Genomic DNA, 16448 nt, shown 5'->3' with positions numbered 1-16448 from the left:
AGCCGACGATGAACGCACCCGACACTCACAACCTGATCGGCGCTTCCGTCGAACGTAAGGAAGACTATCGATTCCTGACGGGCAACGGCCAGTACACCGACGACATCCTGCTGCCGCAGCAAACCTACGCGGTATTTCTGCGCTCGCCGTATGCGCACGCGCGGATCAACAGCATCGACACGACCGCGGCCAGGCAGTCGCCGGGCGTCGTCGCGATCTTCACCGGCAAGGACATGGCCGCGGAAAACGTCGGCGGCCTGCCGTGCGGCTGGCTGATCCACAGCACCGACGGCAAGCCGATGAACGAGCCGCCGCATCCGGTCATCGCGCATACGAAAGTGCGCCACGTCGGCGATCAGGTCGCGCTCGTCATCGCGGATTCGATCAAGGCCGCGAAAGACGCCGCCGAACTGATCGAAGTCGATTACGACGTACTGCCCGCCGTAGTCGACACCGCGCACGCAGCCGACCCCGGTCAGCCGGCCGTTCACGATGAAGTGCCGGACAACGTCTGCTACAACTGGGGCCACGGCGACAAAGCCGCGACCGACGCCGCGTTCGCCAAAGCCGCGCACGTGACCACGCTCGACATCGTCAATAACCGCCTCGTGCCGAACGCGATCGAACCGCGCGCGGTCAACGCGAACTACTCGCCGCAGGACGACAGCTACACGCTCTACGTCGCGAATCAGAATCCGCACGTCGAGCGCCTGCTAATGGCCGCTTTCGTGCTGTCGCTGCCGGAGTCGAAGTTGCGCGTGATTGCGCCGGACGTCGGCGGCGGCTTTGGTTCGAAAATTTTTCTCTACGCCGAAGACGTCGCGCTAACGTGGGCGTCGAAGAAAATTCGCCGTCCGGTGAAGTGGACCGCCGAGCGCTCGGAGGCTTTTCTCTCGGACGCACATGGCCGCGATCACGTAACGAAAGCCGAACTCGCGCTCGACGCCAACGGCAAGTTCCTCGCGATGCGCATTCACACCATCGCGAACATGGGCGCGTATCTGTCGACGTTCGCCTCGAGCGTGCCGACCATCTTGTACGCGACGCTGCTCGCCGGCCAGTACGCGACGCCCGCCATTTACGCCGAGGTCAAAGCGGTCTTCACCAACACCGTTCCCGTCGATGCTTATCGCGGCGCGGGTCGTCCCGAAGCAACCTACGTGGTCGAGCGTCTCGTCGAAACAGCCGCGCGCGAGATGAAGATCGACCCGGCCGAGATTCGCCGCCTCAACTTCATCCGCGAATTTCCGTACGCGACGCCGGTCGGCCTCACGTACGACACGGGCGACTATGAAACGATTCTCGCGCGCTCGCTCGAACTCGCCGATGTCAAAGGCTTCGAAGCGCGCCGCCAGCAATCGGAGAAGAACGGCAAGCGGCGCGGTCTCGGTTACTCCTGCTATATCGAGGCGTGCGGTCTCGCGCCGTCGAACATTGCAGGCGCGTTAGGCGCACGCGCGGGCCTCTTCGAAGTCGGACAGATTCGCGTGCATCCAACCGGATCGGTCACCGTGTTCACCGGCTCGCACAGTCACGGCCAGGGGCACGAAACGACCTTCGCGCAAGTCGTCGCGGACCGGCTCGGCATTCCGCTCGATAGCGTCGAGATCGTGCACGGCGACACCGGACGCATTCCGTTCGGCATGGGTACGTACGGCTCGCGCTCGATCGCAGTCGGCGGCTCGGCGATCATGAAAGCGCTCGACAAAATCGAAGCGAAGGCGAAGAAAATCGCCGCGCATCTGCTCGAAGCCGCGGCGGAAGACATCGAGTTCAAGAACGGCGTGTTCCGCGTTGCGGGCACCGATCGCACCAAGGCATTCGCCGAGATTTCACTCGCTGCGTATGTGCCGCACAACTATCCGCTCGAAGTGCTGGAACCGGGCCTCGAGGAAAGCGCGTTCTACGATCCGAGCAACTTCACGTATCCGTCGGGCGCGTATATCTGCGAGATCGAAGTCGATCCTGATACCGGCGTGTGCGAGATCCAGCAGTTCACGGCCGTCGACGACTTCGGCAATGTGATCAATCCGATGATCGTCGAAGGCCAGGTGCATGGCGGCCTCGCGCAAGGCATCGGACAGGCGATGCTGGAGCGCTGCGTGTACGACAACGAAAGCGGTCAGTTGCTATCCGGCTCATACATGGACTACGCGATGCCGCACGCGTCGGACTTGCCCGACTTCACCGTCGAAACCGCGAAGGGCACGCCGTGTACGCACAATCCGCTCGGCGTCAAAGGTTGCGGCGAAGCGGGCGCGATCGGCTCGCCGCCGGCGGTGATCAACGCGATCATCGACGCGCTCGCGCCACTCGGCGTGACCGATCTGCAAATGCCGGCCACGCCGCATCGCGTGTGGTCGGCGATTCACGCGGCAAACGTGGCAGCCCATTGAGATCCTGAGCGGAGCATTCGACATGTATTCATTCGAGTATCAACGCGCGACGGACCCGCAAGCGGCCGCCGCGGCCATCGCCGCCGACAGCGACGCGAAATTTCTCGCCGGCGGACAGAGCCTGTTGCCGACCATGCGGCTGCGTCTCGCGCAGCCGTCGCAACTGATCGACGTGACGCGCATTCCCGCGCTGAAGTCGATCGCCGTCGACGCCAACACGGCGAAGATCGGCGCAGCCGTCTGTCACGCCGATGTCGCGGAGCACGCGGAACTGCGGCGCGTTTTGCCGGCGCTCGCGGAACTGGCCGCGCATATCGGCGACCGGCAGGTGCGCGCGCTCGGCACGCTCGGCGGGTCGCTCGCTAACAACGATCCGGCCGCCTGTTATCCGGCGGCGGCAATGGGTCTGGACGCGACCATCGTCACGCAACGGCGGCGCATTGCATCGAGCGAATTTTTCGTGGGCATGTATGAGACCGCGCTGGAACCGGACGAGCTAATCGTCGGCGTCGAATTTCCGGTGCCCGAGCGCGCGGCTTATGAAAAGTTTCGCAACCCCGCGTCGCATTTCGCGCTCGTCGGCGTGTTCGTCGCGAAGTTCGCAAGCGGCGTGCGCGTCTCGGTGACGGGCGCGGCGGCTTCGGTGTTTCGCGTGCCCGAACTGGAAAGCGCGTTGTCGGCAAATTTCACGCCCGAGGCCGCGCGTGCCGTCAGCCTGTCCGCCGCGAATCTGAACGACGACATGCACGCGAGCGCCGAGTATCGCGCGCATTTGATTCCGGTGCTCGCCGCGCGAGCGGTGGCGAAGGCGAATAGTTAGCGATCCTTTGCATGTCCGGCCGGCCTTGAGATGTTCAACGGCACGCTCAGGTCGGCCGCATTCGCTCACCCGCGTCGCTGATCGCGCAGATTCAGGAACGCCATGCACCCCGCTTCAATCGACGACACCCTCGCGCAACTCGCCGCGCAAAACTATTTCGCGAGCCGCGAACTGGCGACGGCGTTGTACCTTGCGTTGCGCATGGAGCGTCCGTTGTTCGTCGAAGGCGAGCCGGGCGTCGGCAAAACCGAACTCGCCAAAGCAGCGGCGGGCATGCTCGGCACGTCGATGCTGCGGCTTCAATGCTACGAAGGACTCGATACCGCGAGCGCGCTGTATGAGTGGGACTATCCGCGGCAGATCATGGCGCTGCGTCTCGCCGAAGCCGCCGGCGAGCGTCCCGATAACGACACGCTGTATCGCGGCGAATTTCTGCTGAAGCGCCCGCTGTTGCAAGCGCTGATGCCCGACGAAAACCATCCGGGCGCGCGGCGCGTGCTGCTGATCGACGAGATCGATCGCGCCGACGAACCGTTCGAAGCGTTCCTGCTCGAACTGCTGTCCGATTTCCAGGTGTCGATTCCCGAGTACGGCACCGTGCGCGCGGCCGTGCCGCCGCTCGTCGTGATGACGTCGAACCGCACGCGCGAAGTGCACGACGCGCTGAAGCGCCGCTGTCTCTATCAGTGGATCGGTTATCCCGAGCGTGATCGCGAGCTTGAGATCGTGGCGGCGCGCGCGAGCGCGACGTCGGCGGAACTGCAGCGGCGTGCGGTCGATTTCGTGCACCGGCTGCGCGGCATGGATCTGTTCAAGGCGCCGGGCATCGCCGAAACGATCGACTGGTGCCGCGCGCTCGAAGCGCTTTCGGTGACGGAACTCGATCCGCAATCGGTGCAGAACACCCTTGGCGTGCTGCTGAAGTATCAAGACGACCTCGCGCGCGTCGACGCCGAGCAGATCGCGCAGTGTCTCGCCGCGCCGGGATAGCGGCATGACGACGCCAACTCGCGTTGACAGCATGGGCGACGGCGATACCGCGCGCGTTCAACGCATGACGGACGCCATGAACTCAGCCCCCACCGCATCGCTAACCAACGACACGCCCACGCTTGCCCGCAACGTCGTGCATTTCGTGCGCGTGTTGCGCGGCGCCGGTTTGCCGATGTCGCCCGCGCATGCCGTCGACGCGCTCGCCGCTCTGCATTGGATCGACCTCGGCCGCCGCGACGACGTACGCGCCGCACTCGCCGCAACGCTCGTCTCCGCGCCCGACGAACGCGATCTCTTCAACGCCGCGTTCGAACTCTTCTGGCGCGATCCCGATTGGGAAGGCAAGTTGCGCGCGCTGCTGTTGCCGAAAGTCCGCGACGGCCTGCCGCCGCCCAAACGCAACAACCGTCTCGCCGACGCGCTCGCGGTCCGCGCGCCGCCGTCGCCGAACCCACACAAGCCGCAGGAAACCGAGCAGCACGAACTGCGCGCGCACGCGACGTTCAGCGCGGAAGAGCGGCTGCGTCATCGCGACTTCGACACCCTTTCCGCCGATGAATGGCGCACGCTGCGTCACCTGATTCGCGCTCAGCGCCTGCCGCTCGCGAAAGAACCGACGCGGCGCCTGAAGGCCGCCTCGCACGGCACGCACGCGGACTTGCGCGCGAGCGCGCGCCAGGCCGTGCGCGCGGGCGGCGACTGGACCGTGTGGAAGTATCGCGCGGTGGTCGAACGCAAGCCGCCGCTCGTGCTGTTGCTCGACATCTCCGGCTCGATGAGCAGTTATTCGCGCGCGGTGCTGTATTTCTGCCATGCGCTCGTGCAATCGCGTGAACGCTTGCAGGTGTTTCTGTTCGGCACGCGGCTCACCAACGCGACGCGCGCGCTGCGCGAGCGCGATCCCGACGTGGCCATTGCGGCGCTGACCGAGCAGGTTGTCGACTGGTCGGGCGGCACGCGCATCGGCGCGGCGCTCGCCGAATTCAATCGACGCTGGGCGCGGCGCGTGCTCGCCGGGCGCGCGAGCGTGCTGCTCGTGACCGATGGACTCGATCACGAAGCCATCGACGTGCTCGACACCGAAATGGCGCGCTTGCGCCGCTTCGCGCATCGCATCGTATGGCTCAATCCGCTGCTGCGTTACAGCGGCTTTTCTCCGAAGGCGCGCGGCGTGCTGGCGATCCTGCCGTATGTCGACGCCCATCGCCCCGTTCATAATCTCGAGAGCCTGGCCGCGTTCGGCCACGACTTCGCGCAACTCGCGCGCGCGCCGCGTCCGCGCGTTCTTGCCACGCCAACCGCAGGAGCAAGTTCATGGAACTGACCGAAACTCATACGCTGCCGGTTTCGCAGCAGCGCACGTGGGACGCGCTCAACGACACCGAGGTTTTGCGTGCGTGCATTCCCGGCTGCGAAAGCATCGACCCGGACGGCGAAAATGCGTATCTCGTCGCGCTGAGCGCGGCGGTCGGGCCGGTTAAAGCGCGCTTCAAAGGACGCATGCAGCTCACCGACATCGACGCGCCAACGTCATACAACATCGTGTTCGAAGGCCAGGGCGGCGCGGCCGGCTTCGCGAAGGGCAACGCGCGCGTCGTGCTCGAAGCCGACGGCGACGCCGCGACCAAGCTCAGCTATACGGCAAGCGCGCAGGTCGGCGGCAAGCTCGCGCAGATCGGCTCGCGGCTCGTCGACGGCGCTGCGCGCAAGATCGCCGGCGAATTCTTCAAGCGCTTCAGCGCGCAGGTCGGCGGAGGCAATGCAAGTGCCGCCGGAGCAGACGACGCCGGCAATGTGCCCGACGCTGCAGCCGCCGACGCGGCGGGGCACAATACTGCATCGACCGACGCCGAGGAAGGCGAGTCCGGTGGCGATGCAACGAAGAGGAAGAAATCATGGACAGCGTGGATCTCGAAGTCCTGAAGTCCAGCGCACGTTGGCTGGAGGAAGGACATCGCGCGCTACTGGTGACAGTGGTCAAGACGTGGGGCTCGTCGCCGCGGCCCGAGGGCGCGATGCTCGTGGTGCGCGACGACGGACTCGTGGTGGGCTCGGTATCGGGCGGCTGTATCGAAGACGATCTGATCGATCGCGTGCGGCAAAGGGGCATCGAACAGACGCATCCCGAGGCGGTGAAGTACGGCATCACGGCCGAGGAAGCGCATCGCTTCGGCTTGCCGTGCGGCGGCACGATTCAACTGGTGCTCGAACCGTTGACGCCGCAAAGCGGCATCGCCGAACTCTGTCATGCGGTGGAAGAAGGACGGCTCGTCGCGCGCGAGCTCGACATGGCGAGCGGCAAGGCGCAACTCGGCAAGGCGCTCGCGACCGACGGCGTGCACTTCGACGGCGAGCGTCTTCTGACGATTCACGGCCCGCGTTACCGGATGCTCGTGATCGGCGCGGGACAGTTGTCGCGCTATCTGTGCAACATCGCGGTGGGGCTCGACTATCAGGTGACGGTCTGCGATCCGCGCGAAGAGTACACGGAAGAGTGGAGCATTCCCGGCACGAAGATCGTGCGGACCATGCCCGACGACACCGTGCTCGACATGAAGCTCGACGAACGCTGCGCGGTGATTGCGCTCACGCACGACCCGAAGCTCGACGACCTCGCATTGATGGAAGCGCTCAAGACGCCGGCGTTCTATGTCGGCGCATTGGGTTCGCGGCGCAATAACCAGGCGCGGCGCGAACGGCTGAAGGAATTCGATCTCAGCGAGACCGAGTTGGCCCGTTTGCATGGACCGGTTGGCATTTATATCGGCAGCCGGACGCCGCCTGAAATTGCCGTGTCGATTCTCGCGGAAGTGACGGCGGCCAAAAACGGCGTTTCGCTGCCGACACTGCTCCAGGTGGAGGGCGCAAAGGCCGCGCGGGAAATCGCGGCGTCGGGCGGAGCGGCCTGCAGCGCGTAGGCTAGTGTCGGGTGCTGGGTCGCGCGCACCGAGCGTCGGGCGCGCGTCGGCATGCTTACACCAAGCCGCACACCACGGCGGCGATGATCGATCCGCCCACCAGCACCACGCCCACCACGCGTCGTTTGTTCAACTCGGTCCACAACAGCACGCCCGTCAGCGAAAGCAGGATCAGCGAGCCGGCAATCGTGTCGACCAGCAGCATCCAGCCGATGCTCAGGCCCACGCCTTTGTGCAGGTTCGTCATCGTGGCGAGAAAGGTGTTTTGCGTACGCTTCACGGCGACGAAACCATTGCCGACCCAGTATTCGGCCTGCACGTTCTGCGTCGGCGCGGCGAATGCCACCTGCCAGAATTCCGGCTGAATCGTGCTTTGATCGCCCCACGCGACCGGATGCGCCGGTTCGCGCTTCATCCGGCCCGGCTTGCCGTCTATTTTCAGCTCGCCCTTGAGCCACTTCGCCATGTCCATCGGCGAATGGAATGGCTTGTCGGGCACGGCCATCTGCAATTCCTCGACCTGCGGCTGCCCGGTCGACACCTTCATCGGACCCGCGCGATGGTTCAGCAGAAAGCCGGTCGCGCCGAACAACAGTCCGAGCACCGCGCCCCACAGGCCGACCCATCCATGCACCTTGCGCAGCCACTTGATGAAGTTCGCGCGCCGCGAACGCTGACGCCGCGCCGCCTGCTCGGCGCCGTCCATCAGATGACGGCCCGGCGGCTCGTCATGCGCGACGTAGCGCGTGGCGCCATCGGCAGCGGGTTTCATATCGATCGAGTCAGGCGCGTTCACATCCATGCTCCGGTGCAGCAGGTTAGGCCGCCGCCGGGGCGCACGCGCACAGCACGCGCGCGCTCGCAAACCGGCAGCGAAGGAATTCGAAAAAGGAGAAAGCGGACGGCTCCGGCTTGGCTCGGCAGCCGCCCCATTGAGAGGCTGGCTGGCAGTCACAGAGGAGGAGAAATGTGACAGGAAGCTGGCGACGCCCTTCAATTGAGAATGGCTATCATTACACAATTGATGCGTTTGCTCAATCGCGGCGTGCCGGGAATGTGGCGTCGGCGCTTCTGTTCACACGTTCACACGTTCATACGGGCCAGAGCGGCCCTTCCTGCATCGCGCCGAGCTGCTCGCGCATTTCGAGGATACGGTCTTCCCAATACCGTTGAGTGTTGAACCAGGGGAACGCGGCCGGAAACGCGGGATCGTCCCAGCGTCGCGCGAGCCATGCCTGGTAGTGGATGAGCCGCAGCGTGCGCAGCGCTTCGATCAGATGCAGTTCGCGCGGTTCGAAGTCGCAGAAGTCTTCGTAGCCGGCGAGCAGGTCGGTGAGTGCGCGCGACGCCTCGGCGCGTTCGCCCGGCAGCAGCAGCCACAAGTCCTGCACGGCCGGACCCATGCGGCTGTCGTCGAAGTCGACGAAATGCGGGCCCGCGTCGGTCCACAACACGTTGCTCGGATGGCAGTCGCCGTGCATTCGCAACATGCGAATCTCGCCCGCGCGTTCGAAGGCACGTTCGACGCCTTCCAGCGCGAGATTGATGACGGTTTCCCACGCGCCGCGCACGTCGTCGGGAAGAAAGCGGTGCGCGAGCAGAAAGTCGCGCGGCTCATAGCCGAAGGTCTGGATGTCGAGCGCGGGACGCTCCGTGTAGTTTTGCGTCTGCCCGACCGCATGAATCCGCCCGATAAAACGCCCGAGCCACTCGAGCGTATCGCGGCGGTCGAGATCGGGCGCGCGTCCGCCGCGGCGCTCGAAAATCGAAAAGCGGAAGCCGTCGAAGGTATGCAGCGTGCCGCCCTCGAACGTACGCGCAGGCACGGCGGGAATTTCGCGCGCCGCAAGTTCGGCGACGAACGCATGTTCTTCGAGAATGGCGGCGTCGCTCCAGCGCTCCGGTCGATAAAACTTCGCGACCACGGGCGGCCCGTCTTCGACGCCCACCTGATACACGCGGTTCTCGTAGCTGTTAAGCGGCAGCATGCGCCCGTCGGTGCGAACGCCGACGGAGCCGAGCACGCTGTCGAGCGCGTCGAGTACGACTTCCGGCTGAAGCCGGGCGAAAGGCACAGCGCGCGCGGCGCCGTCCTGTGGATCGAGAATGTCGTTCATGCCCGCATTGTGCGCCGCGCCGCCGTCAAAGACGAGTGGCCCGGTTCGCGGCGCGCGTCTGCGAAGTAGCGGCAGACGCGCTAAACCGCAACCGCTTCAATGCATCTGCGCGCTTGACGGACGCACGAGTTCGCCGGTGTCGATAAGGTCTTCGAGGAAAAAGGGTTCGGTGTTCAGTTGCGGCGAAGCGCCGGGCTCGCCGGCGTACCACGCCACCATGGCCATGTCGCCGAGAATGCGCATGACGATTCCGCGCGCGCCTTGCGGCACGGCGATATGCACCGATCGGACAATGGAACCGATTTGCATGATGTTTCCCCGTTCTCCCATAGCCGGCTTTCTGGATTCATGCCGGTCAAGGTGATGATAAAAGCGCCGCTTCGCCGGTAACGTTGCGTACGCACCCAAACTGCTGCGCGTGAATACGCGTGAGAGCATCTCGTCATTGTTCCCGTTTTGCGGGGCCCTTGAAAGCCGGAACTCGGGGCGCTTCACCCGTCGTTTCGCTGGATTCGTTGCGACGCGCGCATCGCAATGAGACCATCATAAACCCTGCTGGGCGCGGAGATCAAAAACGCGGAGCGTCGGCGCAACGCGCGCAGCGCTCGCACACCAGGGCGCGATTTTCAGCGTATCCTTAACTGCTTTGCATGCGCGGCGTCTCGCGAATAGCGGCCGTGATCGTGGCAATGATCATGACCCCGGCGCTTTAGAACGCTTCGACTATGCAGCCGTTTGCAACTCCGCCTTTTCCGCTTTCGTCTTTCTTCGTCTTTGCCGTGCCCAACGCTCCCCACCTCTCTTACCTCGAACGCGGCACTCGTGCCTATTGGCGCGCCAGCATCGCCTTGCTGTTTGCCGGCTATGCCACGTTTTCGTTGCTGTATTGCGTGCAGCCGCTGCTGCCGTCGTTTTCGTCGGCATTCAACGTGACGCCTGCGCAAAGCAGCCTCACCGTTTCGCTGTCGACGGCCGCGCTCGCCGTCTCCATCTTCACCGCGGGCTTTGTCTCCGAAGGCTGGAGCCGCCACAAGCTGATGACGATGTCGCTGACGGCTTCCGCGTTGCTGACCATCGGCGTGTCGATTGCGCCGCAGTGGCATCAGTTGCTCGTGTTGCGCGCGCTCGAAGGACTCGCGCTCGGCGGCGTGCCGGCCGTCGCGATGGCCTATCTCGCGGAAGAAGTTCACCCCGACGGTCTGGGCCTCGCGATGGGGCTGTATGTCGGCGGCACCGCGATTGGCGGAATGGCGGGACGCGTGATTACCGGCGTGGTCGCGGATCTGTTTTCGTGGCGCGTCGCGATCGGCACGATCGGCGTGCTAGGCATTCTGTCGATGCTCGCGTTTCGCGCGCTGCTGCCGCCGTCGCGTCACTTCGTGCCGCGGCGCGGGCTCGGCTTCACGCATCATCGCAGCGCGCTGCTTCGGCAATTCACGCGGCCGGGCTTGCCGTTGCTGTTTCTGCTCGGCTTCGTGCTGATGGGCAGTTTCGTCACGCTGTACAACTACATCGGCTACCGGCTGCTCGCGCCGCCGTATCGCCTGAGTCAAACGGAGATCGGCGCGATCTTCGTCGTCTATCTGACGGGCGTCATCGCGTCGCCGTGGTCGGGGCGCATGGCCGATACGTTCGGGCGCGCCCGCGTGCTAAGCGCGAGTCTTCTGCTGATGGGCGTGGGGCTCGCGCTCACGATGCTGAGCGCGCTTGCGGCGATTGTCGGCGGCATTGCATGCGTGACCTTTGGCTTCTTCGCGGGACATGCTGTCGCGAGCGGCTGGGTCGGGCGTCTCGCGAAAGAAGCCAAGGGCCAGGCGGCCGCGCTTTATCTGCTCGCGTATTACATCGGCTCGAGCGTGATCGGCTCATATGGCGGCCACATGTGGGCCGGCTATGGATGGAGCGGCGTCGCCGGACTCGTTGCCGCGCTGCTCGTGATCGGTCTGCTGGCGGCGTTCAGATTGCAGCGGCTCGACTCGGCTCACGGTTAAGTCGAACACGACTCGATCGCGACTTGGCCGCGACGCGCTCGCCGACCGCGCCGACGATTCACATGGCATCGAAAATCGATAAAAAGTAAGGGGTGCGTAAGCAAACGCTTCACTTTTTGCGGCGTATTTTGCTGCGCCGCCACAAGCGCCGCGAGCCTTGCAGGCGTTGGCTTCTGCGGCCTGCGAATAAGCGTCGCGAAGCTCGTGGACGCGGCTACGCCGCTTCAGGCGTCATCTATACTCAAATCGAGCGTTGGCACTGCACGGCTCTTGAACAGAGCTGCTGTTTGGCGGCCACACGCGGCCAATACAACAGGAGACGAGTATGACGACCTACTTCACGATTGGCGACTTCATCCTGGTCATTCCGATGGCGCTTGCCGGGGCATTGTTCGTGGGCGCGCTGCCTTGCAAGACGGAGTTGCGGCACAACGCGCTACGCGTGCTGGGCGCGCTGCTCGGTGTCGTCTTCGCAGTCGTGCTGGTCGAAGGCTTGCCCGCGCTCGTCTAGCGAAAAAGCCGCCTGTGCGGCGGCTTTCTGTTCATCTGTTGATCCGTTCGTTCGCAAGGCGGCAGCGTCGCCGGAATCAGATCGCCTGATCCGTCGACGGTTTCTCCCACAGATTGACGCCGCCTTCAGTCGCGTAACGATCGATCTCCGCGAGTTCCTCCTTCGAGAACGCGAGGTTCTTCAACGCGCCGACGTTTTCGCGCACCTGCTCCGCGCGGCTCGCGCCGATCAGCACCGAAGTCACGCGCGGATCGCGCAGCGCCCAGGCAAGCGCCATTTGCGCGAGGCTTTGTCCGCGACGCTGTGCGATGTCGTTCAGCTTGCGCACGTGCTCGATATTCTGCTCGCTCAAATGCTCCTGCTTCAGCGATCCGCCGCCCGGCTTGTTGACGCGCGCGTCTTGCGGCACGCCGTTCAGATACTTGCCGGTCAAGAGGCCCTGCGCCAGCGGCGTGAACGCAATCGTGCCCGCGCCGACCTGTTCGAGCGTGTCGAGCAACTCACGTTCGATCCAGCGATTCAGCATGTTGTACGCAGGCTGATGAATCAGCAACGGCACCTTGTATTCGGCGAGCAGCTTCGCCATTTCAAGCGTCTTGCTTGCCGAGTACGACGAAATGCCGATGTACAGCGCCTTGCCCTGCTGCACGGCGCTCGCCAATGCGCCCGCGGTTTCCTCGAGCGGCGTATTCGCGTCGAAGCGATGCGAATAGAAAATGTCCACGTAGTCGAGGCCCATGCGCTTGAGACTCTGATCGAGACTCGCGAGCACATACTTGCGCGATCCGCCGCCTTGTCCGTACGGACCCGGCCACATGTCCCAACCCGCCTTCGACGAAATCAGCAGTTCGTCGCGATACGGCTTGAAGTCGTCCTTGAAATGACGGCCGAAGTTCGTCTCCGCGCTGCCGTACGGCGGCCCATAGTTGTTGGCGAGATCGAAATGCGTGATGCCGAGGTCGAAGGCGGTACGCAGAATTTCGCGCTGCGTCGACAGCGGCGTGGTGTCGCCGAAGTTGTGCCACAAGCCGAGCGACAGCGCGGGAAGTTTGAGACCCGTCTTGCCGCACACGCGGTACTGCATGTCCGAATAGCGTTCTGAAGCTGCTTCGTAAGCCATTGCTAGTGTCCTTGATGATGATGTCGCCCGGTGATCTCGGGCATGGGCAAGCGCATGCTGCGGGAGGCGTGCTGCTGCAATTTGTTTTTATAGGCGGCAAGATCGCTATGGTAGCCAATCGACGCGATGCGTGCAGACGCCCGCCATGCAGGATGGACGAGTGCTTGCAGGTCCCCTACACTTTCGCCGACCAGGCTTAGGGAGCATTCAATGGCGAAGGCAATTTCGATTGCGCTGATTGTCGGCGGCGTATTGCTGCTGTACTTCGGCGGACAGGCATTCAATTCGGTGAGCAGCGACGTCTCGCGCGTCTTTACGGGTTCGCCGACGAACAAGGCGATCATGCTGATTGTCGGCGGCGTCGTGGCGACGCTCGCGGGAATTACGGGCATGGCTTTGTCGGGACGCAAGCGCTAGCCGCCGAAGTGGCTAAGCGGCTGAGCGGCGGCGCCAACGCACGCTCTCGCGCGTGCGTTTGGCGCCGTCAAAAAGCGCTAGCGAATCGTCGGATCAGAAAGCAATTTCAGGCTTCGCGGCCGACCGCGTTCCGGGCAACGGCACATTGCTCGCGCCGTGATACGTGTAGACGAGCGAGAACTTCACCTGATCGCTCAAGTTCTTGCCCGCCGAGTGCAGCGTATTGCAGTGGAAGAACACCACGTCGCCGGCTTTCAGTTCGGGCGAAACGGCCGCGCGAATCCACGCCTGGTTTTCCGCCAGATCGGAGCGGAAGAACTTGGCGTCGTCGAAACGATCGCCGGTGAATGGCGCGCTGTGCGAGCCGGGCACGAGCCATAGCGCGCCGTTGTCGACGGTTTCGTCGCCCAACGCAAGCCAGACCGAAACGAGATCGTCGCGTTCGAACGACCAGTAACGCACGTCGCGATGCCAGCCGGTCAGGCTGCCGTACGCCGGGTGCTTGGTCATCATGCAGTTGTGATGCGCGCGCGACAGGCGCGGCTCCTCGCCGAAATACAATTCCATCCAGCCGCGAATCTCGGGCGCGGTCGCCCATTGCGCGAAACTGCGATCGCGGCCGTAGGCGTCGAGCAAACGCCGCACGGTATGACCGCCGGGCGCGAGTTTCGACGACGGCGCGCCGGGATATTGCAGATCCGCTTCGAACTCGATCGGCGCGGCGGCTTCTTCAAGTTGACGTTGCGCGATCTGCTTCATCTGCTCGCAGCGCTCGGCCGACACGAGACCCGGCACGACGACAAAACCCTGCTCGCGCAACGTGTGAATCTGCTCTTTCTTCGAATGGAGTGACATGGTGATCCGTGACCGTCGACTAACCGATCTTCGATTGTAAAACGGGCGCGATCATACCGCGTGCTGTTTCACCGTCGCGCGTCCACATGAAGTTGATGCAGGTCCGCAATGCCGCGCACTATTTGCAGGCGGCATGCGGCTTGCGGACGCACGCGGGCTGTGCGGGCACGCACGGTAACGTGCACGATGAGTGTCCGCGAAACCCGTGTGTACTTGCCCTTTGCCGCTCTGCGAACTACGTATGAACCCCCATCCGCAGGGTAAAAACCGACTTTCAGACGTCATGAATCACGTGTAGCCTGCACGCATGTTGATCGTTATTCCCGTCTGTTTTCGCGTCCCACGGGCCATGAAGCGCAAGGCGCTGTTCTCCGCGCAGTTTTCCACCGGATTCCGGGCTCCCGAACCATCTATCGCGAGACCGCCATTGGCACGCTTGGTGCTGCTATTGGGCGCACATTTCGTCGCGCGACACGCTGCCTACTTGTGAAGCCATGCATACTCTTCTGAGCACACGTTTTACCCGAGCCGCCCTCAAAGCCGCCCGTCCGGCGCGCCGCCATGTCGTGCGCGCGTTGCGTCATCACGCCACGCGCACACGCGCATTGGGCGAACAATGGCGCGACACGAAGGCCGTCGACGGCATTCGCACCTGGTTCAACACATTCTTCTCGGCCTTGCGCACGCGGGGCGGCTCGCGCCGCTTCTCGCTGCGCACGCTGCTGCGCAAGCCGACGCCGCTGCGCCTCACCGCAGCGCAGCGCGCGCCGGTTGCCGTGCCGTCGCAAAGCACGAGTCGCCGTCCGCGTCGTATGTCGACGAACGGCAGCACGGGCTGGTTCGCGTTCGCTTTCGCGAGCCGCTAGGAGCCACCACGAGCGCCAAATAAAAAACCCTGCGCGGCGCAAGCCGGCAGGGTTTTTCGCATTCAGACGCCTGAATCTAGCGTTAGTCCGCCAGCGCAGCGACCGGCTCAGTGCCGGCGGCCTCCGCGAGGGCCAGCGCCTTGTCCGTGGCTTCCCACGTGAATTCCGGCTCTTCGCGGCCGAAGTGACCATAGGCCGCGCTCTTCTCGTAGACCGGACGCAGCAGGTCGAGCATCTGAATGATGCCCTTCGGACGCAGATCGAAATGCTCCTGCACGAGGCGCGTGATCGTCGCGTCCGACACGCGGCCGGTGCCGAACGTGTTGACCATGACCGACGTGGGCTGCGCGACGCCGATCGCGTACGACACCTGGATCAGGCAGCGCGACGCGAGGCCCGCGGCCACGATGTTCTTCGCGACATAGCGGCCGGCGTAAGCGGCCGAACGGTCGACCTTCGACGGGTCTTTGCCCGAGAACGCGCCGCCGCCGTGCGGAGCCGCGCCGCCGTACGTATCGACGATGATCTTGCGGCCCGTCAGACCGCAGTCGCCTTGCGGACCGCCGATCACGAACCGGCCGGTCGGGTTCACGAGGAACTTGATGTCGCCCTTGATGAGCTCGGCCGGCAGCGTAGGCTTGATCACCTCTTCGATCACGGCTTCGCGCAGCGTATCCAGATCGATGTCCGGCGAATGCTGCGTGGAGAGCACGACGGTGTCGATGGAATGCGGCTTGCCGTCCACATACCGCACGGTGACCTGCGACTTCGCATCCGGGCGCAGCCAGGGCAGCCGGCCGTCGCGGCGCAGATTCGCCTGACGCTCGACCAGACGATGCGACAGGTGGATCGGCAACGGCATCAGCTCAGGCGTTTCTTCGCATGCGTAGCCGAACATCAGGCCCTGGTCGCCGGCGCCCTGGTCGAGGTTGTTGTCGTGCGCGCGATCCACGCCCTGAGCGATGTCCGGCGACTGCTTGTCGTACGCGACCAGCACCGCGCAACCGCGATAGTCGATACCGTAGTCGGTGTTGTCGTAACCGATGCGCTTGATCGTGTTGCGCGCGATCTGGATGTAGTCGACGTTGGCAGTGGTGGTGATTTCACCTGCGAGCACGACGAGACCGGTGTTGCACAGCGTTTCCGCTGCAACACGCGAGTACTTGTCCTGCGCCAGGATGGCGTCGAGAATCGCGTCCGAAATCTGGTCCGCGACCTTGTCGGGATGGCCTTCTGAAACGGATTCGGAGGTGAAGAGATAGTCGTTTGCCACGTTGCAGACTCCTGTTATGTGGTTACGGTTAATGTTCACGTAGCCAGCTTCGGGAGCCTGAAGCGGCGACGCTTTAGCGGATTACCTGACTGGCAGGCGCTTATCACATGGATCGCGCCGCCTGGCTTCGCCCCGCAAGTTGTCTATTAACTCGGCGAAGCCCTTATTATA

General features: G+C 64.0%; 16 protein-coding genes. 10 read left to right on the top strand and 6 right to left on the bottom strand.

Translation table 11 applies throughout. From position 1 onward, the window contains the following. Positions 1-8: 8 nt before the first annotated feature. The 6 genes from P0D87_RS09645 to P0D87_RS09620 all read left to right on the top strand — a co-directional run bounded on the left by P0D87_RS09645 (position 9) and on the right by P0D87_RS09620 (position 7127). Complete coding sequence (locus P0D87_RS09645) at positions 9-2396, top strand: xanthine dehydrogenase family protein molybdopterin-binding subunit (RefSeq protein WP_053857383.1); 2388 nt, start codon at positions 9-11, stop codon at positions 2394-2396. 22 nt (positions 2397-2418) lie between these two features. After that, positions 2419-3216, top strand: coding sequence for an FAD binding domain-containing protein (locus P0D87_RS09640; protein WP_053857382.1), 798 nt, complete (start codon positions 2419-2421; stop codon positions 3214-3216). A gap of 102 nt (positions 3217-3318) precedes the next feature. Continuing rightward, on the top strand, positions 3319-4206 hold the full coding sequence (locus P0D87_RS09635; protein WP_006050496.1) for an AAA family ATPase: 888 nt from the start codon (positions 3319-3321) through the stop codon (positions 4204-4206). A 64-nt stretch (positions 4207-4270) separates the two neighbouring features. Next, entirely contained in the window at positions 4271-5533 is a 1263-nt protein-coding gene (locus tag P0D87_RS09630; protein ID WP_053858939.1) for a vWA domain-containing protein, read from the top strand. Continuing rightward, positions 5524-6132, top strand: coding sequence for an SRPBCC family protein (locus tag P0D87_RS09625; RefSeq protein WP_053857381.1), 609 nt, complete (start codon positions 5524-5526; stop codon positions 6130-6132). Before P0D87_RS09630 ends, P0D87_RS09625 begins: the two co-directional genes overlap by 10 nt. Continuing rightward, positions 6105-7127, top strand: a complete 1023-nt coding sequence (locus P0D87_RS09620) for an XdhC family protein (RefSeq protein ID WP_053857380.1) — start codon at positions 6105-6107, stop codon at positions 7125-7127. The genes P0D87_RS09625 and P0D87_RS09620 overlap by 28 nt, the downstream gene beginning before the upstream one ends. Before the next feature lie 55 nt (positions 7128-7182). On the opposite strand, the gene P0D87_RS09615 is transcribed toward P0D87_RS09620, so the two are convergent. From P0D87_RS09615 to P0D87_RS09605, 3 genes are all read right to left on the bottom strand, one after another. Then, a complete protein-coding gene (locus tag P0D87_RS09615) occupies positions 7183-7923 on the bottom strand; it encodes a PepSY-associated TM helix domain-containing protein (protein ID WP_006050500.1) in 741 nt (246 codons plus the stop codon). 295 nt (positions 7924-8218) lie between these two features. Continuing rightward, positions 8219-9244, bottom strand: coding sequence for a serine/threonine protein kinase (locus tag P0D87_RS09610; RefSeq protein ID WP_053857379.1), 1026 nt, complete (start codon positions 9242-9244; stop codon positions 8219-8221). A 96-nt stretch (positions 9245-9340) separates the two neighbouring features. After that, positions 9341-9553, bottom strand: coding sequence for a hypothetical protein (locus P0D87_RS09605; protein WP_006050502.1), 213 nt, complete (start codon positions 9551-9553; stop codon positions 9341-9343). Positions 9554-9969: 416 nt separating this feature from the next. Here P0D87_RS09605 and P0D87_RS09600 point away from each other — a divergent pair, with 416 nt between their 5' ends. Both P0D87_RS09600 and P0D87_RS09595 read left to right on the top strand, forming a co-directional pair. Then, positions 9970-11235 (top strand): MFS transporter, encoded by a 1266-nt coding sequence (locus tag P0D87_RS09600; RefSeq protein ID WP_321175767.1) that lies wholly within the window; start codon positions 9970-9972, stop codon positions 11233-11235. A gap of 325 nt (positions 11236-11560) precedes the next feature. Beyond that, positions 11561-11746 carry a hypothetical protein gene (locus P0D87_RS09595; RefSeq protein WP_006050504.1) on the top strand — a complete coding sequence of 62 codons (186 nt, stop codon included), beginning with the start codon at positions 11561-11563 and terminating at the stop codon, positions 11744-11746. A gap of 76 nt (positions 11747-11822) precedes the next feature. On the opposite strand, the gene mgrA is transcribed toward P0D87_RS09595, so the two are convergent. Further along, positions 11823-12866 carry an L-glyceraldehyde 3-phosphate reductase gene (gene mgrA / locus P0D87_RS09590; protein WP_006050505.1) on the bottom strand — a complete coding sequence of 348 codons (1044 nt, stop codon included), beginning with the start codon at positions 12864-12866 and terminating at the stop codon, positions 11823-11825. 210 nt (positions 12867-13076) lie between these two features. On the opposite strand from mgrA, the gene P0D87_RS09585 reads away from it, so the two are divergent. Continuing rightward, positions 13077-13283, top strand: coding sequence for a DUF3185 family protein (locus P0D87_RS09585; RefSeq protein ID WP_006050506.1), 207 nt, complete (start codon positions 13077-13079; stop codon positions 13281-13283). A gap of 93 nt (positions 13284-13376) precedes the next feature. On the opposite strand, the gene P0D87_RS09580 is transcribed toward P0D87_RS09585, so the two are convergent. After that, the gene (locus tag P0D87_RS09580; RefSeq protein ID WP_408636796.1) at positions 13377-14138 is read right to left on the bottom strand and encodes a phytanoyl-CoA dioxygenase family protein; all 762 of its coding nucleotides are present in this window, start codon (positions 14136-14138) and stop codon (positions 13377-13379) included. A gap of 494 nt (positions 14139-14632) precedes the next feature. On the opposite strand from P0D87_RS09580, the gene P0D87_RS09575 reads away from it, so the two are divergent. Beyond that, entirely contained in the window at positions 14633-15004 is a 372-nt protein-coding gene (locus P0D87_RS09575) for a hypothetical protein (RefSeq protein ID WP_006050508.1), read from the top strand. 82 nt (positions 15005-15086) lie between these two features. On the opposite strand, the gene metK is transcribed toward P0D87_RS09575, so the two are convergent. Continuing rightward, positions 15087-16277, bottom strand: coding sequence for a methionine adenosyltransferase (metK, locus tag P0D87_RS09570; protein WP_006050509.1), 1191 nt, complete (start codon positions 16275-16277; stop codon positions 15087-15089). Between the last annotated feature and the right edge of the window lie 171 nt (positions 16278-16448).

This window comes from Paraburkholderia sp. RL17-368-BIF-A, assembly GCF_046054045.1.
Lineage (GTDB): Bacteria > Pseudomonadota > Gammaproteobacteria > Burkholderiales > Burkholderiaceae > Paraburkholderia > Paraburkholderia graminis.
This window is presented reverse-complemented; position numbering and strand designations above follow the sequence as displayed.